The sequence below is a fragment of the Streptococcus mitis genome (genome assembly GCF_019929545.1).
Classification (GTDB): Bacteria; Bacillota; Bacilli; order Lactobacillales; family Streptococcaceae; genus Streptococcus; species Streptococcus mitis_BU.
On record NZ_JAHZPT010000007.1, the window covers coordinates 1 to 21237 of the forward strand.

General features: G+C 41.5%; 23 protein-coding genes and 1 tRNA gene. 7 read left to right on the forward strand and 17 right to left on the reverse strand.

Annotated elements, in window-relative coordinates; translation table 11 throughout:
* Positions 1-283: 283 nt before the first annotated feature.
* The 3 genes from K1I71_RS03475 to codY form a co-directional block, all read right to left on the reverse strand.
* A tRNA-Leu gene (locus tag K1I71_RS03475) sits at positions 284-369 on the reverse strand.
* A 79-nt stretch (positions 370-448) separates the two neighbouring features.
* Positions 449-1024 carry a cysteine hydrolase family protein gene (locus tag K1I71_RS03480; protein WP_223330234.1) on the reverse strand — a complete coding sequence of 192 codons (576 nt, stop codon included), beginning with the start codon at positions 1022-1024 and terminating at the stop codon, positions 449-451.
* A complete protein-coding gene (codY, locus tag K1I71_RS03485; RefSeq protein WP_000940738.1) occupies positions 1024-1812 on the reverse strand; it encodes a GTP-sensing pleiotropic transcriptional regulator CodY in 789 nt (262 codons plus the stop codon). Before codY ends, K1I71_RS03480 begins: the two co-directional genes overlap by 1 nt.
* Before the next feature lie 297 nt (positions 1813-2109).
* Between codY and K1I71_RS03490 the strand changes: the two genes are divergently transcribed.
* Positions 2110-3458, forward strand: a protein-coding gene (locus K1I71_RS03490) for an IS3 family transposase (protein ID WP_223330235.1) whose coding sequence is annotated in 2 segments (ribosomal slippage) — positions 2110-2551 and positions 2551-3458 — 1350 coding nt in all. Because the reading frame shifts where the segments join, the coding sequence is not laid out codon by codon here.
* A 48-nt stretch (positions 3459-3506) separates the two neighbouring features.
* Here K1I71_RS03490 and cshA read toward each other — a convergent pair.
* The gene (cshA, locus tag K1I71_RS03495) at positions 3507-5081 is read right to left on the reverse strand and encodes a degradosome RNA helicase CshA (RefSeq protein ID WP_000671125.1); all 1575 of its coding nucleotides are present in this window, start codon (positions 5079-5081) and stop codon (positions 3507-3509) included.
* 329 nt (positions 5082-5410) lie between these two features.
* Between cshA and K1I71_RS03500 the strand changes: the two genes are divergently transcribed.
* The 5 genes from K1I71_RS03500 (at position 5411) to K1I71_RS03520 (ending at position 10385) form a co-directional block, all read left to right on the forward strand.
* A complete protein-coding gene (locus K1I71_RS03500; protein ID WP_024057465.1) occupies positions 5411-6727 on the forward strand; it encodes an FAD-containing oxidoreductase in 1317 nt (438 codons plus the stop codon).
* A gap of 98 nt (positions 6728-6825) precedes the next feature.
* Positions 6826-8169 (forward strand): lipid II isoglutaminyl synthase subunit MurT, encoded by a 1344-nt coding sequence (gene murT, locus K1I71_RS03505; RefSeq protein WP_223330236.1) that lies wholly within the window; start codon positions 6826-6828, stop codon positions 8167-8169.
* Positions 8169-8951 (forward strand): lipid II isoglutaminyl synthase subunit GatD, encoded by a 783-nt coding sequence (gatD, locus tag K1I71_RS03510; protein ID WP_223330237.1) that lies wholly within the window; start codon positions 8169-8171, stop codon positions 8949-8951. Before murT ends, gatD begins: the two co-directional genes overlap by 1 nt.
* Positions 8952-9078: 127 nt before the next feature.
* A complete protein-coding gene (locus K1I71_RS03515) occupies positions 9079-10161 on the forward strand; it encodes a M24 family metallopeptidase (RefSeq protein ID WP_223330238.1) in 1083 nt (360 codons plus the stop codon).
* Between the two features lie 29 nt (positions 10162-10190).
* Complete coding sequence (locus tag K1I71_RS03520; protein ID WP_223330239.1) at positions 10191-10385, forward strand: hypothetical protein; 195 nt, start codon at positions 10191-10193, stop codon at positions 10383-10385.
* A gap of 190 nt (positions 10386-10575) precedes the next feature.
* Here K1I71_RS03520 and K1I71_RS03525 read toward each other — a convergent pair whose 3' ends face one another.
* The 8 genes from K1I71_RS03525 to K1I71_RS03560 form a co-directional block, all read right to left on the reverse strand.
* On the reverse strand, positions 10576-11037 hold the full coding sequence (locus K1I71_RS03525; RefSeq protein ID WP_000814989.1) for an ECF transporter S component: 462 nt from the start codon (positions 11035-11037) through the stop codon (positions 10576-10578).
* On the reverse strand, positions 11015-11788 hold the full coding sequence (locus tag K1I71_RS03530; RefSeq protein WP_223330240.1) for a bifunctional hydroxymethylpyrimidine kinase/phosphomethylpyrimidine kinase: 774 nt from the start codon (positions 11786-11788) through the stop codon (positions 11015-11017). Before K1I71_RS03530 ends, K1I71_RS03525 begins: the two co-directional genes overlap by 23 nt.
* On the reverse strand, positions 11778-12527 hold the full coding sequence (truA, locus tag K1I71_RS03535; protein WP_049499584.1) for a tRNA pseudouridine(38-40) synthase TruA: 750 nt from the start codon (positions 12525-12527) through the stop codon (positions 11778-11780). The genes K1I71_RS03530 and truA overlap by 11 nt, the downstream gene beginning before the upstream one ends.
* Before the next feature lie 99 nt (positions 12528-12626).
* Positions 12627-13778, reverse strand: coding sequence for an MFS transporter (locus K1I71_RS03540; RefSeq protein WP_023946242.1), 1152 nt, complete (start codon positions 13776-13778; stop codon positions 12627-12629).
* A gap of 124 nt (positions 13779-13902) precedes the next feature.
* Entirely contained in the window at positions 13903-14532 is a 630-nt protein-coding gene (locus K1I71_RS03545; protein ID WP_000033942.1) for a Pr6Pr family membrane protein, read from the reverse strand.
* A gap of 2 nt (positions 14533-14534) precedes the next feature.
* Entirely contained in the window at positions 14535-14873 is a 339-nt protein-coding gene (locus tag K1I71_RS03550) for a zinc ribbon domain-containing protein YjdM (protein WP_001061596.1), read from the reverse strand.
* Between the two features lie 129 nt (positions 14874-15002).
* Entirely contained in the window at positions 15003-15674 is a 672-nt protein-coding gene (cmk, locus tag K1I71_RS03555) for a (d)CMP kinase (protein WP_033686813.1), read from the reverse strand.
* A 9-nt stretch (positions 15675-15683) separates the two neighbouring features.
* On the reverse strand, positions 15684-16175 hold the full coding sequence (locus K1I71_RS03560) for an SAG1386/EF1546 family surface-associated protein (protein ID WP_023946238.1): 492 nt from the start codon (positions 16173-16175) through the stop codon (positions 15684-15686).
* A 45-nt stretch (positions 16176-16220) separates the two neighbouring features.
* On the opposite strand from K1I71_RS03560, the gene K1I71_RS03565 reads away from it, so the two are divergent.
* Positions 16221-16418, forward strand: a complete 198-nt coding sequence (locus K1I71_RS03565) for a ferredoxin (RefSeq protein WP_004235080.1) — start codon at positions 16221-16223, stop codon at positions 16416-16418.
* A 57-nt stretch (positions 16419-16475) separates the two neighbouring features.
* Here K1I71_RS03565 and K1I71_RS03570 read toward each other — a convergent pair whose 3' ends face one another.
* The 5 genes from K1I71_RS03570 to K1I71_RS03590 form a co-directional block, all read right to left on the reverse strand.
* Positions 16476-17441, reverse strand: coding sequence for a glycosyltransferase family 2 protein (locus K1I71_RS03570; protein WP_033686887.1), 966 nt, complete (start codon positions 17439-17441; stop codon positions 16476-16478).
* A gap of 1 nt (position 17442) precedes the next feature.
* Positions 17443-18462 (reverse strand): UDP-glucose 4-epimerase GalE, encoded by a 1020-nt coding sequence (gene galE / locus K1I71_RS03575; RefSeq protein WP_049502394.1) that lies wholly within the window; start codon positions 18460-18462, stop codon positions 17443-17445.
* A gap of 102 nt (positions 18463-18564) precedes the next feature.
* Positions 18565-19668, reverse strand: a complete 1104-nt coding sequence (locus K1I71_RS03580) for an NAD(P)/FAD-dependent oxidoreductase (protein WP_203213396.1) — start codon at positions 19666-19668, stop codon at positions 18565-18567.
* A gap of 16 nt (positions 19669-19684) precedes the next feature.
* Entirely contained in the window at positions 19685-20482 is a 798-nt protein-coding gene (locus K1I71_RS03585) for a Nif3-like dinuclear metal center hexameric protein (protein WP_223330241.1), read from the reverse strand.
* Positions 20469-21146, reverse strand: a complete 678-nt coding sequence (locus K1I71_RS03590) for a tRNA (adenine(22)-N(1))-methyltransferase (protein WP_223330242.1) — start codon at positions 21144-21146, stop codon at positions 20469-20471. Before K1I71_RS03590 ends, K1I71_RS03585 begins: the two co-directional genes overlap by 14 nt.
* Positions 21147-21237 lie beyond the last annotated feature (91 nt).

The window sequence follows — 21237 nt, forward strand, 5'->3', positions numbered from 1 at the left end:
AATAATAACCTCATCTTATGATAAGGCTATTATCTCATATTTTGGTGTCCATTGGATAGGTTTTTAGAGGTGCCCATTATATCATAAAAATTAAAGCAATAGAAACAATCGTGAAATAAAAATTGGGAACTATATACCAGTTTACATCAACCTCAATGTGTAGTGTTTCGGCAATATCAAAAAAAGGACGAATTTCGTCCTTTCTAGATCTTAGGTTTTCTCAACCCACTAAAGTTGACAAAGAGCCAAACAAAAGAGCTAGCCTAAGCTAACTCTTATCCTATGCGGAGAGAGGGACTTGAACCCTCACGACCTAAAGCGGTCACAGGATCCTTAGTCCTGCGCGTCTGCCAATTCCGCCATCCCCGCGTCGATTACTTTACTAGTATATCAACTTTTAGGATGCTTGTCAACACTTTTTTCAATTTTTTTCATTTCATCTACTAAATTACTCTGAAATTTCATTTAGATTTTCATCTACTAACTTAGCTCCAAGTGTATTTTTGAAATGACCTAGGGCAAATTGATGATTTTCAGGCCAGATAGATGCAACAGCCGGTTTAACAATCTCGATGTCATATCCTAGATTATAGGCATCTATAGCTGTATGCAGGACACAGATATCCGTCAAGACACCTGTTAAGATAACGGTAGACACTCTCCGCTCTCTCAAACGGATATCTAGATCAGTACCCGAAAAAGCTGAGTAATGACGTTTATCCATCCAAAAGACACGACTGTCTGAACCATGCTCCTGATAAAAGGTTCCCAAATCTCCGTATAAATTACGACCACTAGTCCCAATCAAATTGTGAGGAGGAAACAGCTTGCTTTCTGGATGGAAACAATCGTTTTCTTCATGAGCATCTATTGTATAGAAGATGTAATCTCCTCGTTCAAAAGCTAATCGAGTCACCTTACTGATGGCTTCTGAAATTGCTTGAGCTGGAGCACCTGCTGTCAGCTTCCCACTATCAGCAACAAAATCTTCTGTATAATCAATCGAAATTAAAGCCTTAGTCATTAGTAATCTCTTTTCTTCACTTCTTCAAAAATATCTGAAATCAAGACCTTAAGATAGGTTCCCTTCATTCCAAGTGAGCGACTTTCAATAATCCCTGCAGACTCAAGTTTACGAAGGGCATTGACAATCACAGAACGAGTGATTCCGATACGGTCTGCAATCACAGACGCAGTCAACTGCCCTTCATTTCCATTTAATTCCCCTAAAATTGCTGAAACAGCACGGAGTTCGGAGTAAGAAAGGGTATTAACCGCCATGGTAACAGCAGTACGGCGGCGGATATTTTTCTCATCTTCTTCACGCTGGAAATTAAGGAGTTGAATCCCAACCACGGTACTCGCAATCTCAACAAGAATCAAGTCCTCGTCTTCGAATTTTTTATCATTGCGCCAAATAATCAAAGAACCAAGGCGAATCCCTGATACATGAATCGGTGCAATGGTCGTCAAACCGTCTGGAAAGTCGGCACGACTTTCCACAGGGAAAATACTTAAATCATGATCAACTGTCAGATTGGCTTCTGTATCGTAGATCATGTTCGCACCTTGAATGTAGTCATCCGGGAAAATTTTAGTTTGGAAGAATTGCTCTACACGATCTGTATTGGTTTTGTAACGCATAAAATAGCCAAGGAGACGTCCCTTGCTATTAACGATACAGGCGTTACAGTCAATAATATCTGCCAATTGACGGGTAATCGCATTGTATGGAAGTTCTTCCTGCAACTGCTCCTCTGAGCGCTTCAGGATAGAAGTAATTTTTCTAGTTTTTTCTAATAAATGTGCCATTTTTCACCTCGAATTTAATCGCTATCATTATAACATAAACAGCTTGAATTTTCAATTATTATCTGAAAATTGCTTATTTAATTGCAATTTGAAAAAACAAGAATATTTTTAATTAAATTGCTTCTTTTCTATTGACAAGCTCCCTATTTTTGTGTATTATAATATTACAAGAAGATAATATATCTATTTTATTTATCTTTCTTTTCCATTCGGTCTCCTTATATAAAAAAGCGATTCATTTTGAACTGCACCCCAAAAGTTAGACAGAAAAAATCTAACTTTTGGGGTGCTTTTATTATGAAATTAACTTATGATGATAAAGTTCAGATCTATGAACTTAGAAAACAAGGATATAGCTTAGAGAAGCTTTCAAATAAATTTGGGATAAACAATTCTAATATTAGGTACATGATTAAATTGATTGATCGTTATGGAATAGAGTTCGTCAAAAAAGAAAAAAATCGTTACTATTCTCCTGAATTAAAACAAGAAATGATTGATAAAGTCCTACATGAAAACTGGTCTCAAGATAGAGTTTCTCTCGAATATGCTCTCCCAAATCGTGGTATGCTTCCAAATTGGATGGCACAATACAAGAAAAACGGGTATACTATTGTTGAGAAAACAAAAGGGAGACCATCTAAAATGGGACATAAACCAAAGAAGAAACTCGAAGAGATGACAGAGTTAGAACGACTTCAAGCAGAAAACGAGTATCTGAGAGCGGAGAATGCTGTCCTAAAAAAGTTGAGAGAACTCCGCTTGAAGGAGGAAAAAGAGAAAGAAGAAAGACAGAAATTGTTCAAGAATTAATCACTGATTTTTCGTTAGATATTCTTCTAAAAACCATTAAACTCGCTCGTTCGACCTACTACTATCATTTGAAACAGCTAGACAAACCAGATAAGGATCAAAAGCTTAAAGCTGAAATTCAAGCTATTTTTACCGAACAAAAAGGAAATTACGGATATCGTCGAATCCATTTAGAATTAAGAAATCGTGGTTATCTGGTCAATCATAAAAGAGTTCAACGCTTGATGAAAGTGCTCAATTTACAAGCTAGAATCCGCAAGAAACGCAAGTATTCTTCTCATAAAGGAGATGTTGGCAAGAAAGCAGACAACCTTATTCAACGCCAATTTGAAGCAGCTAAACCAATGGAAAAGTGTTATACGGACGTGACAGAATTTGCCATTCCAGCAAGCGCTCAAAAGCTTTACTTATCACCAGTTTTAGATGGCTTTAATAGCGAAATTATCGCCTATAATCTTTCAACTTCACCCAACTTAGAACAAGTAAAAACAATGTTGGAACAAGCATTCACAGAGAAGCGCTACGAGAATACGATTCTCCATAGTGACCAAGGTTGGCAATATCAACATGATTCTTATCATCAGTTTCTAGAGGGTAAGGGAATTCAAGCATCCATGTCACGTAAAGGTAACAGCCCAGACAACGGCATGATGGAATCTTTCTTTGGCATTCTGAAATCGGAGATGTTTTATGGTTATGAGAAGTCATTTGAGTCGCTCAACCAATTGAAACAAGCCATTGTAGACTATATTGACTACTACAACAATAAACGAATTAAGGTAAAACTAAAAGGACTCAGTCCTGTGCAATACAGAACTAAATCCTTCGGATAAATTAATTGTCTAACTTTTTGGGGTCAGTACATTTTGAACCGCTTTTTCTTATTTATCGCCCTTGTTACGAATAACAAAGCCTGTTTGCTTTTCGCTTGAAGTATTACGTGGTTTTTTATTATCCTTACGGTAACGTTTTTCCTTATCAAAACGATCATTGCCACGACTTCCTTTTTTGAAATCATCACGACGACCATTGCCACGGCGATCACGGTCTCGACGGTCATCCCCACGACGGCCTCCACGACCTCCCTTAGCTTTACCACCGAAGCCATTACCTGATGGTTTAAATGGCAGTGGTTTTTCACGTGCAATCTCTACCTCAGGAAGGCTATCTGGATCTTGAACAGTCAGACTCAAGATATACATTGCCAATTCTTCTGGAGTAAATTCGGCAGCCAGCTTACGAGCATCCTTACCAAATTTCTCAAAGTTGGCACGGATAGTCTCATCTGCAAAATCACGTTCGATTTTCTTAAGAGCCACTTGTTTTTTAGCTTGGAAAGCTTCTTCTGCACTTGCAGGTTTGAGACCTTTCATGCGTTTCTTGGTCAAATTCTCAATGATTTGGAGGTAGCCCATTTCATTTGGTGATACGAAAGTAATAGACTGACCTGACTTACCAGCACGACCTGTACGACCAATACGGTGAACATAACTTTCAGGATCTTGTGGAATATCGTAGTTATAGACATGGGTCACACCTGAAATATCCAAGCCACGCGCTGCAACGTCTGTCGCAACCAAAACATCAAGATTGCCATTTTTAAAGTCACGAAGGACACGAAGACGTTTGTTTTGGTCTAGGTCTCCATGAATTCCTTCTGCACGGAAGCCACGGATTTTCAAACCACGAGTCAATTCATCTACACGGCGTTTTGTACGACCAAATACGATAGCAAGCTCAGGCTGTTCCACATCCATAAGACGTGTCATGGTATCAAATTTTTCTTGCTCTTTAACTCGGATATAGTATTGGTCAACCAATTCTGTTGTCAATTCCTTAGCCGCAATCTTCACATGCTCAGGTTCTTTCATAAACTGAACACCGATACGTTTGATGGCATCTGGCATAGTTGCTGAGAAAAGTAAGGTTTGACGGCTTTCAGGGACACGAGAGATGATAGCTTCAATGTCTTCAAGGAAGCCCATGTTGAGCATTTCATCCGCTTCGTCAAGGATAAGAGTTTCAATATCTTGTAATTTCAAGGCCTTTCGTTTAATCAAGTCCAAAAGACGACCTGGAGTTCCCACCACGATATGGGCACCAGATTTAAGAGCCTTAATTTGTTTTTCAATGCTTGATCCGCCATATACTGAGCGAACTTTGACTCCCTTACTACGACCAAAGCGGAAGAGTTCTTCTTGACTTTGGACAGCAAGTTCACGTGTTGGAGCGATAACCAAAGCTTGGATGGTCGCTTCTTCTGTACGGATTTTTTCAAGGGTAGGCAAGCCAAAGGCTGCAGTTTTTCCTGTACCAGTCTGAGCTTGACCGATAACGTCCTTGCCTTCAAGGGCCAAGGGAATGGTTTGTTCTTGGATCGGACTGGCTTCTACAAAACCAGCTTTTTCAATCTCTGCTAGCAAATCAGCAGACAAGTTTAATTCATTAAATTTCACGTTATTCTTCTTTCTAAAGGTGGTGCGAAGCCACCCTATAGGGCTTAGTTTATACTTTTCTTTTTATGACGTATTTTCATATACTGGATATAAAATCGTGTTGCTTCTTTTCCACAAAAGAAAAGTACTGTTTTCTTTGCAACCTATCTAGTATAACACAAGAACAGAGCAAAAGATAGCCCAATCCATCGATAATATCATGTAAACGATTTTTCTGAGAAAGTAAGGCTATAATTTCCACTATTTCATAAACTTTTTTAAAGCGTAGCAGAATTGTGCAAAAGTTTTTTTCTTGTGCTAGAATGAAATTCGAATAGGAGGAACTCTAAATGTTAACTTATGATTTAATCGTTATCGGATTTGGTAAAGCTGGTAAAACACTAGCTGGTAAATTGGCTTCAGCTGGCAAAAAAGTTGCCCTCGTTGAACGTAGCAAAGCTATGTACGGTGGAACTTGTATCAACATCGGATGTATCCCAACTAAAACTTTGCTAGTTGCTGCTGAGAAGGACTTGTCTTTTGAAGAAGTCATTGCTACCAAAAACACGATCACTGGTCGCCTCAACGGTAAAAACTATGCGACTGTTGCTGGTACAGGCGTCGATATCTTTGATGCGGAAGCTCACTTCCTTTCAAATAAAGTCATCGAAATCCAAGCTGGTGATGAAAAGAAAGAACTGACTGCTGAAACAATCGTCATCAACACTGGTGCTGTTTCAAACGTCTTGCCAATCCCTGGACTTGCTACAAGCAAAAACGTCTTTGACTCAACAGGTATCCAAAACTTGGACAAATTACCTGAAAAACTTGGAATTCTTGGTGGCGGAAATATCGGTCTTGAATTTGCTGGTCTTTACAACAAACTTGGAAGCAAGGTCACAGTCCTAGATGCCTTGGATACTTTCCTTCCTCGTGCAGAACCTTCCATCGCAGCTCTTGCTAAACAATACATGGAAGAAGACGGTATTGAATTGCTTCAAAATATCCGTACTACTGAAATTAAAAATGACGGTGACCAAGTGCTTGTCGTAACTGAAAATGAAACTTACCGTTTCGACGCCCTTCTTTACGCAACTGGACGCAAACCAAATGTAGAACCACTTCAACTTGAAAATACAGATATTGAACTAACTGAACGTGGTGCTATTAAAGTAGACAAACATTGTCAAACAAACGTTCCTGGTGTCTTTGCAGTTGGAGATGTCAACGGTGGCCTTCAATTTACTTACATTTCACTTGATGACTTCCGTGTTGTTTACAGCTACCTTGCTGGAGATGGTAGCTACACGCTTGAAGACCGTCTCAATGTACCAAACACTATGTTCATCACACCTGCACTTTCACAAGTTGGTTTGACTGAAAGCCAAGCAGCTGATTTGAAACTTCCATACGCCGTTAAGGAAATTCCTGTTGCAGCCATGCCTCGTGGTCACGTAAATGGAGACCTTCGTGGAGCTTTCAAAGCTGTTGTTAATACTGAAACAAAAGAAATTCTTGGAGCAAGCATCTTCTCAGAAGGTTCTCAAGAAATCATCAACATCATCACTGTTGCTATGGACAACAAGATTCCTTACACTTACTTCACAAAACAAATCTTCACTCACCCAACCTTGGCTGAGAACTTGAATGACTTGTTTGCGATTTAAGTTGAGATTTGATCGTATCGAACAGCCCTCTTTGGGCTGTTTTTACTTCTGCGGAATCTCAAATCTGTCTTTTCCCTCTTTTATGATATAATAGAAACATGAAATTAAAAACTACTTTGGGCCTTCTTGCTGGGCGTTCTTCCCACTTCATTTTAAGCCGTCTTGGCCGTGGAAGTACGCTCCCAGGAAAAGTCGCCCTTCAATTTGATAAAGATATTTTACAAAACCTAGCTAAGAACTACGAGATTGTCGTGGTCACTGGAACCAACGGAAAAACCTTGACAACTGCCCTCACTGTCGGCATTTTAAAAGAGGTTTATGGTCAAGTTCTGACCAACCCAAGCGGTGCCAACATGATTACAGGAATTGCGACAACCTTCTTAACAGCCAAATCTTCTAAAACTGGGAAAAATATTGCCGTCCTAGAAATCGACGAAGCCAGTCTATCTCGTATCTGTGACTATATCCAGCCAAGCCTTTTTGTCATCACGAATATCTTCCGTGACCAGATGGACCGCTATGGTGAAATTTACACAACTTACAAGATAATTTTGGATGCCATTCGTAAGGTGCCTACGGCTACTGTTCTCCTTAATGGAGACAGTCCACTTTTCTACAAGCCAGCTATTCCAAATCCTGTACAGTATTTTGGTTTTGACTTAGAAAAAGGACCCGCTCGAGAAGCTCACTACAATACAGAAGGAATTCTCTGTCCTGACTGCCAAGGCATCCTCAAATATGAGCACAATACCTATGCCAACTTGGGGGCCTATATCTGTGAAAATTGTGGCTGCAAACGTCCTGATCTCAACTATCGCTTGACAGAACTAGTTGAGTTGACCAACAATCGCTCTCGCTTTGTCATTGACGGACAAGAATACGGTATTCAAATCGGTGGTCTCTACAATATCTACAACGCCCTAGCTGCAGTTGCTATCGCCCGTTTCCTTGGTGCAAATCCACAACTCATCAAGCAGGGATTTGACAAGAGCCGTGCAGTCTTTGGACGCCAAGAAACCTTCCATATCGGTGACAAGGAATGCACCCTCGTCTTGATTAAAAATCCAGTCGGTGCGACCCAAGCTATCGAGATGATTAAACTAGCTCCTTATCCATTTAGCCTATCTGTCCTCCTAAATGCCAACTATGCAGATGGAATTGACACCAGCTGGATCTGGGATGCTGATTTTGAACAAATCACTGACATGGACATTCCCGAAATCAACGCTGGCGGTGTTCGCCATTCTGAAATCGCACGTCGTCTACGAGTGACGGGCTATCCTGCTGATAAAATCACTGAAACAAGTAGTCTGGAACAAGTTCTTAAAACCATTGAGAACCAAGACTGTAAGCATGCCTATATCCTAGCAACTTATACTGCTATGCTGGAATTCCGCGAACTGCTGGCTAGTCGTCAGATTGTTAGAAAGGAGATGAACTAATGGTTTATACTTCACTTTCCTCAAAAGCTGGCAATTACCCCTATCAGCTCAACATTGCCCACCTCTATGGGAACCTCATGAATACCTACGGGGACAATGGAAACATCCTCATGCTCAAGTATGTGGCTGAAAAACTGGGAGCCCATGTGACCGTTGACATCGTTTCTCTCCATGATGACTTTGATGAAAATCACTACGACATCGCCTTTTTCGGTGGCGGTCAAGACTTTGAACAAAGTATTATTGCAGACGACCTACCTGCTAAAAAAGAGAGCATTGACAACTACATCCAAAACAACGGTGTAGTTCTGGCTATCTGCGGTGGTTTCCAACTATTGGGCCAATATTATGTTGAGGCTTCTGGGAGACGTATCGAAGGTTTAGGGGTCATGGGCCACTACACCCTCAACCAGACCAATAACCGTTTTATCGGTGACATCAAGATTCATAATGAAGATTTCAATGAAACCTACTATGGATTTGAGAATCATCAGGGCCGTACCTTCCTCTCAGATGATCAAAAACCACTGGGACAGGTTGTCTATGGAAATGGAAATAACGAAGAAAAAATCGGTGAAGGCGTTCATTATAAAAATGTCTTTGGTTCTTACTTCCACGGGCCTATCCTCTCTCGTAATGCCAATCTAGCTTATCGCCTAGTCACTACTGCCCTCAAGAAGAAATATGGTCAGGACATCCAACTCCCTGCCTATGAAGATATTCTCAGCCAAGAAATCGCTGAAGAATACAGCGACGTGAAAAGCAAGGCTGACTTTTCTTAAACAAAAGGAAATTATATCAAAGAACTCTGTTATCTTGTCGGAGTTCTTTTTGTCTTTTCTTTTACCCTTCTCCCTTGCATTTTCTCACTTTTTTTGCCAAAATAGAGGGGTAGAAAGAAGGTAGCATATGTCTAAATTACAACAAATCGTAACATATCTTGAATCAGAAAAACTAGACGTCGCTGTCGTATCTGACCCCGTCACAATCAATTACCTCACTGGCTTTTACAGTGACCCCCATGAACGCCAAATGTTCCTTTTTGTCCTAGCAGATCAGGAACCTCTCCTCTTTGTCCCAGCTCTTGAGGTTGAGCGTGCAAGCAGCACCGTTTCCTTCCCAGTTGTGGGCTATGTGGATTCTGAAAATCCATGGCAAAAAATGAAACATGCTCTTCCACAGCTTGACTTCAAACGTGTCGCTGTTGAGTTTGACAATCTTATCTTGACCAAATACCATGGCTTGAAAACAGTTTTTGAAACTGCTGAGTTTGAAAACCTCACTCCTCGTATCCAACGCATGCGCCTCATCAAATCAGCTGACGAAGTGCAAAAAATGATGGTTGCAGGTATCTATGCGGACAAGGCTGTTAAAGTGGGGTTTGACAATATTTCTCTTGATAAGACTGAGACAGATATCATCGCCCAAATCGACTTTGCCATGAAACGTGAAGGCTATGAAATGAGTTTTGATACCATGGTCTTGACTGGTGATAATGCTGCAAATCCACACGGTATTCCAGCAGCTAACAGGGTTGAAAATGATGCTCTTCTCCTCTTTGACCTCGGTGTTCTGGTCAACGGCTATGCGTCAGATATGACTCGTACAGTCGCTGTTGGTAAACCAGACCAATTCAAGAAAGACATTTATAACTTGACTCTTGAAGCCCAACAAGCTGCTCTTGACTTTATCAAACCAGGTGTAACTGCCCATGAAGTGGACCGCGCTGCCCGTGAGGTCATCGAAAAAGCTGGTTACGGTGAGTACTTCAACCACCGTCTTGGTCATGGTATCGGTATGGATGTCCACGAATTCCCATCTATCATGGAAGGAAACGACATGGTCATCGAAGAAGGCATGTGCTTCTCTGTTGAACCAGGTATCTATATCCCTGGTAAAGTCGGTGTTCGTATTGAAGACTGCGGTGTTGTTACCAAGGATGGTTTCGACCTCTTTACAAGCACCAGCAAAGATTTGCTTTATTTTGATTAATATTCATCTAATACTCAATAAAAATCAAAGTGCAAACTAGGAAACTAGCCGCAGGTTGCTCAAAACAATGTTTTGAGGTTGTAGATAAGACTGATGAAGTCAGCTCAAAACACTGTTTTGAGGTTGTGGATAGAACTGACGAAGTCAGTAACCATACCCATGGCAAGGCGACGTTGACGCGGTTTGAAGAGATTTTCGAAGAGTATAAAATCTTCCCACAATAAAACGCATAGTATCAAGGTTTTCAACACCTGATACTATGCGTTTTTCTTATTTGAAAGACTTTTGACTCAGCCTCTTTATACTCAATGAAAATCAAAGTGCAAACCAGGAAGTTAGCCGCAGGTTGCTCAAAACAATGTTTTGAGGTTGCAGATGGAAGCTGACGTGGTTTGAAGAGATTTTCGAAGAGTATTACTTAATCTTCTTGATACTTTGACTAAGGATAAAGCCTACAATCATCCCTACCATATTTTGCATGAAGTTTGGTAGGATTTCTGGTAGGGCTGCTGCCCAGCCATTCATCAAAGTAGAACCCAAGGCGTAACCCCCTACCATGGCAATCGTTGCTAAGATAAGGCCTAACCACTGAGTTTTTCCTTTAAATCCTGCGAAAAATCCCTGCAAGCCATGGTTGACCAAGCTAAAGAACATCCACTGAGGGTAGCCTGATAAGAGATCAATCAAGAAACCTGCTAGTCCTCCTACTACAGCCCCTTCACGACTACCAAAGTAGAAGGCCGTAAAGAAGACACCCGCATCTAAAAGAGTTAGAATGCCTGTCGGTGTTGGAATTTTTAAGAAATAACCTAGAACCACAGAGAGGGCGGTTAATAGGGATACAAGGGCGATTTTAGTTGTTTTGGTTTGCTTCATATTGTCTTACTCCATACTGATCTGCTTGTGCAATAGCACGATAAACGAAAGCCTTAGAGCTTTCTACTGCTGGTAAAAGTTCATCACCTTTAACCAAGTGACTGGCAATGCTAGAGGCAAAGGTACAACCTGCACCAGCATTTTGCCCTTGAATGACGGGATTTTCTAGGACTGTAAAGGTTTGTCCGTCATAAAAGACATCCATAGCCTTGTCCTGACTAAGGCGATTGCCTCCCTTGATAATGACTGCTGGCGCGCCTAAGTCATGCAATTTCTGAGCTGCTGTTTTCATGTCTTCCAAGGTTTTAATTTCCTGACCTGCCAATAATTCTGCTTCAGGAAGATTAGGCGTAATCACACTGACATGAGGGAAAAAGCGAATCAACTCTTGGCAGAGTTCACTTACAGCTACGTCGTGTGTTTCCTTGCAGACCAAGACAGGGTCCAATACCACAGGCACTCCTGGGCGTTGCTTGATAAAGTCCAAGGCCTTCTCAGCCACACTGACAGTTGGTAAAAGACCAATCTTAATCCCCCCAAACTCCACATCACGCAAGCTATCTAATTCATGTTGAAAAATGGTATCGTCAGTTGGAAAGACTTCAAAGCCCTTTTCCGTCAAGGCTGTCAAACAGGTCACTGCTACAAAGCCATGCAAGCCGTTCAAGGTATAGGTAGCCAAATCCGCGGACAAACCACCACCACTAAAAATATCATTCCCAGAAAGTGCTAAAATACGATTATTCTTCATAACGAATCTCCTTTAAATATAAACCATTTGGTGCTGCAGTGGGACCTGCAAGCTGCCTGTCCTTTTTCTCCAAGATGAGGTCAATCTGCTCTACTGGCATACGGTTGTTGCCGATTTTAAGCAGTGTCCCCACCATATTACGAATCTGCTTATACAAGAAACCATTTCCTGAAAAGGTAAAGGTCAAAAACTGGCCTGTCTCATCAACCCTAAGACTAGCTTCTGTGATGGTGCGAACCTTATCCTCTACACTAGTCCCAGAGGCTGTAAAGCCGGTGAAATCATGAGTGCCTTCTAATTTTTTGATAGCCTCCCGCATCCGTTCCACATCAAGCGGATAAGGAAAGTGGGTGGCATAGTGACGGCGCATAGGATTTTTGGGACGTCCTCTATCCACGATAAACTCATAGGTCTTGCTATGCTTGGCATAACGGCAATGAAAATCATCCGCCACAAGCTCAATCGAAATCACATCAATATCTTCAGGAGACTGGGTGTCCAAAGCAAAACGGAGCTTCTCCTCATCCATCTGATAAGGTAGATCAAAATGAATCACCTGACCCAGAGCATGAACCCCACTATCTGTCCTACCAGCACCGTGAACAGTAATGGCTTGCCCTTTATTTAACCTGGTCAAGGTTTTTTCAATTTCTTCCTGAACGCTACGCGCATGAGGCTGGCGCTGAAAACCAGCAAAGACGTAACCATCATAGGAAATAGTTGCTTTATATCTTGTCATAACTTCTATTTTATCAAGAAATTAGTCTGTAAACAAGGCCCTAAATCAAATAGTGTCTGGGTACAAAAATCCAAAAAAGAAAAACTTAGGAAACCAATCCTAAGCTCTCTTTTGAAGTAGGTACATGACAAAGATAGAGGTTACAATTAACCAAGATCCTAAGATAGCAAAGACCAACATCCCATTGTGAGTTAATAAGCCAATTGCACCTAGAACGAATGGAGTCGTAAAGGCTCCGAAACTACAGCCTAAAACTGCAAATGAGGTTGCTTGATTGAGGAGTTTAGCTGGAATTCGTTCAGAGACAAGTTGAAAGACTGTCGTCAAGGCTACACTGTAGGCAAAGCCAGCCAGAATACTTCCTGCCACTACCACCCACAAGGATGGAGACAAGGCAATCACGATTTGCCCTAAGCCGAAGGTAATACCAGACCAGAGGAGCAGTTTCTCTTTAAATATTGAAATCAGGAAAGAAAAACTCACACCAGCCACAATCCCGATTAACTGCATGACACTAAGAACAAAACTAGATAACTGGGCATCTCCCAGTCCTCTTTCCACCATCAGACTTGGAATACGGATGGTAATAGCTGTATTGGTACAAACTACAACCGCCGCTTCAATAGCTAAGATAAAAATCAAGCCCTTCATTTCCCGAGTTAAGCGACTTGCTTCCTTCGTTTTTTTCTTGACTTCTTTCTTTTCTTTTCCATAAGGTACAAAGAGCAGATAAAGGATCAGAACTAAAAATCCAGCACTATAAGCTAAGAAAGTAGCTGTCCAACCAAAGGCCAACAATTGGCCGACTGCCAAGGTAATGAGAGAAGCCCCAACGACCTCTGCAGAACCGCGTAGCCCTAACATCTGAATTCTCGTTTTTCCTTGATAGCGTTCACTGATAATAGAAATGGCCTTGGCATTGATCATCCCAACACCTAAACCAAAAAGAATCCGTGTTCCAAAGACAAAAGGATAAGCTTGGTACCAAAAGGGAGCAGTTCCACTTAGTGATAAAATCAGCAATCCCAAACTGATCTGTAAGCGCTCAGGAAATATTTTTTCTAAGAAACCATTTAGTAGTAACATAATCATGATCCCAAAAGATGGCAAGCTCGCTAAGAGCTCAATTTGTTCCTTAGGATAACCTTGATAATAGTCAAACATAGCTGGCAGGGCACTCGAGATGGAAAAGGAGGTAATCAAAACGAGGGAGAGAGCCAAAATACTGGCCCGTTCTAAAAATTGTTTCATGAAATCTCTTTCTATATTTCTCTTAATCTTCTACTTTTTTGATAGTTATCAAACAGGCAAGAAAAGAAGAAGCCTCTTTAGTGTATAGACTCCTTCTTAAACTCGAAAATGAATCCCTTGTGTCTTAGGATGACTTTCTCTTGATTTGCTTAATAAAGTAGAAGATAAATCCTGCCACCATATAGGCAACAAAGATAATCAGACACCACTTGAACACGACATCCCAACCCTTGTTTACATTCAAAAAGAAGTAAGGGAAGGGACTGACCTTAGAATTAGGAACATCAAGTTTCAGTACCAAGCCATTAAAAAGAGCAAAAATCATATACAGCAAGGGTAAAATCGTCCACACAATTGGATCCCAAATCTTGTATTGACCCTGTTTGTCAAAAAAGAGGGTATCTGCTAAAAACCAAAGGGGAACGATATAGTGGCAAAGGAAATTTTCTAGGGTATAGAAATTAGTCGCAATGGGTGCCAAGAGGAAATGGTAAATCACACAGGTAATCATGATACTCATAGTGACTCCACCTTTTAAGCGCAAGAGACTTGGCCTTTGCCAGTTTTCACCTAAACGGCTCATAACCTTTAGGAGATAGAGCGTAAAAATCGCTACTAAGAGGTTGGACAGAACCGTATAATAGAGCAGCATCCCAAATCCACCATGCTTGGCGATTTCAAGATAAACTCCCGTAAAAGCCGCTAGAAACAAGAAGATACGGCTATAAAATACAAGTTTATAGTGTTTTGACATGCTTAAATTTTCTTCACAAACTCTGATTTGAGTTTCATGGCACCAAAGCCATCAATTTTACAGTCGATATTGTGGTCGCCTTCTACGATGCGGATATTCTTCACGCGCGTCCCTTGTTTCAAATCTTTTGGCGCACCTTTTACTTTCAAATCCTTGATGAGGGTTACAGTATCACCATCAGCCAATTTATTTCCATTGGCATCGATAGCAACAAGGCCCTCTTCTACATCTGCAACTTCAGCAGGATTCCACTCATAAGCACACTCTGGGCAAACCAGTAGGGCACCGTCTTCGTAGACATACTCTGAGTTACATTTTGGGCAATTTGGTAGGTTGTTCATGGTTTCTCCTTATCATCATTCACTATTCTTTGAAAATCAAAATTTCTCGAACAGCAACTATTATACCCTAAAATCAGCATTTTGACAAATTTAGAAAAAACCGATATCAATCTATCGGCTTTTCTACATCTACATTCTTTTTTCAGCTTCTGCTTTGATTTTTTCAACTACTTCTTGAATTTTCAAGCCAGTTGTATCAAGGTAGACAGCGTCCTCTGCTTGTTTGAGAGGCGAAGTCTCACGATGACTATCCTTGTAGTCACGCGCAGCAATTTCCTCTTTTAGGGTTTCAAGGTCTGTTTCAATTCCCTTGGCAATATTTTCCTTGTAACGGCGCTCTGCTCTTTCATCTACCGAAGCTACTAGGAAAATTTTCAATTCTGCTTGTGGCAATACAACAGTCCCAATATCGCGACCATCCATGACAATACCGCCTTGCTGGGCAATCTCTTGTTGGAGAGAAACTAGTTTCTCACGCACTTCAGGAATTGCTGCGATGGCAGAAACATGATTGGTCACTTCATTTTCACGGATAGGATGGGTAATATCCACATCTCCTACAAAGACAAGCTGTTCTCCAGTTTCTGAGCGCCCGAAACTGATTGGATGCTGGTCCAATAAGTCTAAGAGTTCTTCAACTTGTTCAACTTCTAATTGGTTCTTGAGAGCCATGTAGGTCGCTGCACGATACATAGCACCTGTATCTAGGTAGGTGAATCCAAAATCCTTGGCAATAATCTTTGCGACCGTACTCTTGCCACTTGAAGCTGGACCATCGATAGCAATTTGAATCGTCTTCATTTATGACTCCTATCTAGTCTTAATCACATCTCCAGGATTAGCAAACCAAGATCCTGTAGCCATATGGCCAGGATTCAAAGCCTCTAACTGAGCAATCGAGATTCCTGCACGAGCGGCAATGGCGGCTTCTCCTTCTCCAGCCATAACTTTTGTAGTTCCTTCTGGATCATTTGGATGTTCTGAGCTACTAGATGACTCTTCTACCTTCTCCTCTGAACTAGAAGATGCCTGCTCTGAACTACTACTAGAAGTAGAAGAAACTTGCTCTACTTTTGTATCTGAATCGTGAAAATCTTTCAAGGCTGCTGTGCGATTACTCCCACCCGATGAAAGATAGATAAGAACAATAATCATCACAACTACAATCACAAAGAAAATACTTGCTAAAATAGTCAAGATACGATTAGCCAGCACTCCTCCACCTTGTTCTCTCTTACGACGTTCTGATCTTGTTTCTTCTTGATTCTCATAAATATCTTCTTGCCACGGTTCTTTTGCCATACCTTACTCCTTGTTTTTTTTTACTTTTCTTATTACAATATAAATATGAAAATCACACTTATACCTGAACGTTGCATTGCCTGTGGGCTTTGCCAAACTTATTCTGAATTATTTGATTACCACGATAATGGAATCGTGCGTTTTTACGATGACCCTGACCAACTAGAAAAAGAAATCTCTCCTAGTCAGGACGTCGTAGAAGCTGTTAGAAACTGTCCGACACGTGCCTTGATTAAAGATTAACTCTAACATCGATAAGAACGTTCCACTCCTTCTAGTTTAGCATATTTCCATGCAAAATTATAGTCTTTTCTCTTTATTTTTTTCTGTAAGATCAGGAAGGTCACTTTTTTCTTTGACGAGATAAAGTGGTCTTTTTTTAGTCTCTAGATAAATCTTACTGATATACTTGCCGAGAATCCCAATGGTCAAGAGTTGAATCCCTCCGAGAAAGAGAATAACAGCCATCAGAGAGGTCCAACCTGATGTCGGATTGCCCAAAATGAGGGTCCGAACCACAACAAAAAAGGTCATAAGTAGAGAAATAAAACAAGATAGGAGACCTGCCACAAAGGCGATAATCAAGGGAAAATCTGAAAAATTAACAATCCCTTCAATGGAGTAGAAAAAGAGTTGCCTAAAACTCCAACTGGTCTTGCCAGCCTGCCTTTCGACATTTGGATAGTCCAGATAGTGGGTTTTAAAACCCACCCAGGCAAAGAGCCCCTTTGAAAAACGATTGGACTCGGTCAAAGCTAAAATAGCATCGACTACAGATCTTCTCATCATGCGAAAATCACGGACACCTGATGGCAAGGCTACTGGACTAATTTTTTGCATAAGACGATAAAAGAGATTAGCACAGAAACTGCGAAAGAAGGGTTCTCCCCCTCGACTGGTTCTGCGTGTTCCAACACAGTCCAAGTCTGCATTTTTGTCTAGTAGAGCTTTCATCTCAAGCAACATACTAGGAGGATCTTGGAGGTCTGCATCCATCACCACCACCAAATCTCCTGTCGCATATTGCAAGCCTGCATAGAGAGCTGCTTCTTTGCCAAAATTTCGAGAGAAAGAAATATAATGAACTGCCGGATTTTGCTCCCGATAGGACTTTAAGAGTTCCAAGGTCCCATCACTTGATCCATCGTCGACAAAGACATACTCGATTTCTGTCTCCAAATCTGGAAGTAAAGCTTCCAAAGCCTGATAAAAAAGAGGAAGTACTTCCTCTTCGTTTAAACAGGGGACAATGATTGACATCACCATCTTAGTCTTCAAATCCATTTGGATGCTTGCTTTGCCAACGCCATGCGTCTTCACACATTTGGGTGATGCCTAATTCTGCTTCCCAGCCGAGTTCTGCTTTGGCTTTTGCAGGATCTGAATAGCAGGCTGCGATATCCCCTGGGCGACGGTCTACGATACGGTAAGGAATTGGACGTCCCACCGCTTTTTCCATGTTTTGGATAATTTCAAGAACTGAGTAGCCTTTACCTGTTCCAAGGTTATAAACGTTTAGGCCTGAACCTTTTTGGATTTTTTTCAGAGCTGCAACGTGACCTTTAGCCAAATCGACAACGTGGATATAGTCACGAACACCAGTTCCATCTTCCGTATCGTAATCATCTCCAAACACTTGCACTTGCTCTAATTTTCCAACGGCTACTTGAGTCACATATGGCAAGAGGTTGTTTGGAATACCATTTGGATTTTCTCCTAGGTCTCCACTTTCATGAGCTCCGATTGGGTTAAAGTAACGAAGCAAGACCACATTCCATTCTGAGTTTGCCTTGTAGATATCGGTCAAAATTTCCTCAAGCATGAGTTTGGTACGGCCATATGGATTGGTCACTGAAAGTGGGAAATCTTCCAAGATTGGCACTGTATGAGGATCTCCGTAAACTGTCGCAGAAGAACTGAAAATGATGTTTTTACAGTTGTTTTCTTCCATGACCTTCAAAAGACTAACAGTTCCAGCGATATTATTGTCATAGTAGGCAAGAGGAATACGGGTAGATTCACCGACAGCCTTCAAGCCAGCAAAATGAATGACACCAGTTGGTTCTTCTTGCTTGAAAATATCTCTGAGTGTATCTGTGTCACGGATATCTGCCTCATAAAACGGAATTTCAACTCCTGTGATTCTTTCAACAACTTCTAAACTTTTTCTGTTACTATTAACAAGGTTATCCACCACAACAACTTGATGACCTGCTTGGATTAACTCAATAACAGTGTGGGTTCCGATAAAACCTGCTCCACCCGTTACCAAAATCTTTTCTTGCATCTTCTTTCCTCGATTCTCAGATTATTTTTTCTTATTTTACCATTTTTGATAGGGAATGTCATTTGCCATCCTAGAGGGTAGGATAAAATTTCAGTAAAATGCTTATTCGCTTTTTACCCGTTTGACATAGTTTTCAATTGGGTAGTTTAGAGGGTCCAAGGTCAACTCCTTGTCTTGGATCAGTTGAGCTAGATGGTAACCAATGATAGGACCAGTTGTGAGGCCTGAGGAACCTAGTCCACTAGCAGCATAGACACCTGATAAGCCAGGTACTTGTCCAAAGAAAGGAGAGAAATCACTGGTATAGGCACGGATTCCCACACGCTCAGCTCTTGAAGTCGCTACTGCCAAGACTGGATAGTGAGGCAAGGCTGCCTCCTCCATTTGTTGGAGTAAGGTTTCATCTACCGTCAAATCAAATCCCATATCATTTTCATGGGTAGCGCCTAGGGATAATTTCCCACCTGCAAAAGGAATCAAATCCCACTCCCCTTCTGGCATAACAACAGGGTAAGCTTCCATGTCTTGGGCAAGTTGATAATCTCGGAGTTGCCCCTTTTGGGGACGAACATCTACTTCATAACCTAAAGGCTCTAACAGATGTCCCAACCAAGCTCCCATCGCCAAAATAACCTGATCAAACACCTCTTCGTCAATCTGGTAACCTGATGCTAAAGGTATCAGAGTCACTTTTTCTTTGACCAGCTTGACGTGACTGGCTTCCAGCAAACGAGTCACTAAAAGTTGGCCATCTACTCTCGCTCCACCAGAAGCATAGAGCAGGTGATCAAATTCCTGCAAGCCAGGGAATAATTCATTAGCTGATGCTGAGTCCAGAATGGCTAATTGCCCTATCAAAGGAGATTCTTCTCTACGCTGGAGGGCTAGTTGATAGAGTTCTTCCAACTTAGTTTCATCCTTTTTCAGGAGAAAGACTCCCGAACGCTGGTAAAAGTCGATTTCTTGTCCTGACTTCTCTAAATCTGCTAATAAATCCACATAAAAGTCAGCCCCCAAGCGCGCCATTTTGTACCAGGCCTTATTGCGGCGTTTGGAAAACCACGGACTGATAATTCCCGCTGCTGCCTTGGTGGCTTGCCCCTGTCCATGGTCAAAAACGGTCACCTCTAGGTCACTTTCTTTCGAGAGGTAGTAGGCAGCTGTTGCACCTACAATCCCTGCTCCAATAATGGCAACTTTTTTCATTGTCTTCACCTTCTAACTAGATATGGTGGAAAGGATTGGTCGATGCTTGACTAGGTAAGATATCAATAGTCCAGCCTTTTTCCTCTTTCCATTGATTAAGAAGCTCTGCAATTTTTTCTACAAAAAGCACTTCGATATAGTGACCTGGGTCCAAGGCTAGCAAGCCATCAGACAGCATATCCTGAGCAGTGTGGTAGTAAATATCACCAGTGATATAAACATCTGCCCCCTTTGCCAAAGCATCCTTATAGAAAGACTGCCCGCTACCACCACAGATGGCCACTCTTGAAATAGGCTTCTGCAAATCTCTCTCTTGATAATGCACCATTCGAAGACTATCTAGGCCAAATACTTGCTTGACATGTTGTGCTAATTCCCCAAATGTCTGAGTCGGAACATTTCCAATACGTCCAATTCCACGTTCAGGGCCAGTTTCCTGCAGATAGATAGTTTCCTCGATACCTAGCATCTGACAGAACCAATCATTGAGGCCATTTTCAACGATGTCAATATTGGTATGGCTGACATAAACTGCGATGTCATGCTTGATGAGATCAATGTAAATCTGATTTTGCGGACGACTAGATACCAAGTCCTTGATAGGACGGAAAATCGGAGCGTGCTTGGCAATAATCAAGTCCACACCCTTTTCAATGGCTTCAGCCACCGTTTCTTCACGAATATCGAGAGCCACCATGACCCTTTGGATATCCTTGTCCAAAGTGCCAATTTGCAGACCACGACTGTCTCCCTCCATGGAAAATTCCTGAGGACAAAAGGCTTCATACACGTTAATCACTTCACTTGCTAACATGGAGCACCTCCTTGATGGCTTGAATTTTATCTACTAGAACTTGACGTTCCTCCAGATTTTTGTCTGGGATTTGCCCAAGGGCAAACTCTAGCTTATCAGCTTCTTTTTGCCATTTTTGGACAAAGACTGGACTGATCTCTTTGGACAAGAAAGGTCCAAAGCGAACATCACTGGCTGATAGCTTCATTTGTCCTGCTTCCACCACCAAAATCTCGTAAAACTTGCCAGCTTCTTCTAAGATGCTTTCAGCTACAATCTGAAATCCGTTCTCTTGTAGCCAGATACGCAAGTCGTCTTCACGATTATTGGGCTGAAGGATCAATCGTTCTACATTAGCTAACTTGTCCAAGCCTTCTTCTAAAATCCTAGCAATCAAACGACCACCCATACCAGCAATGGTAATGACAGACACTTGGTCTGACTCTTCAAAGGCTGCCAAGCCATTGGCTAAACGAACCTGGATTTTCTCCTTTAGGCTGTGAGCCTCAACATTTTTGACTGCAGATTGGTAGGGACCTTCCACCACCTCACCTGCAATGGCACTTTCGATTTTTCCTCTTTCGACCAAGTCGATAGGCAGATAAGCATGGTCACTTCCCACATCTAGTAAAATAGCTCCCTGTGGCACAAAGGAAGCCACTAATTCTAATCTCTTTGAAATCATTTTCTCTCACTTTCCAAAACTCTATTACCTCTTATTATACCACATTTCAGCTGGCAATCTTTTACCTAAAAAGACCGCAATCCACAGATTG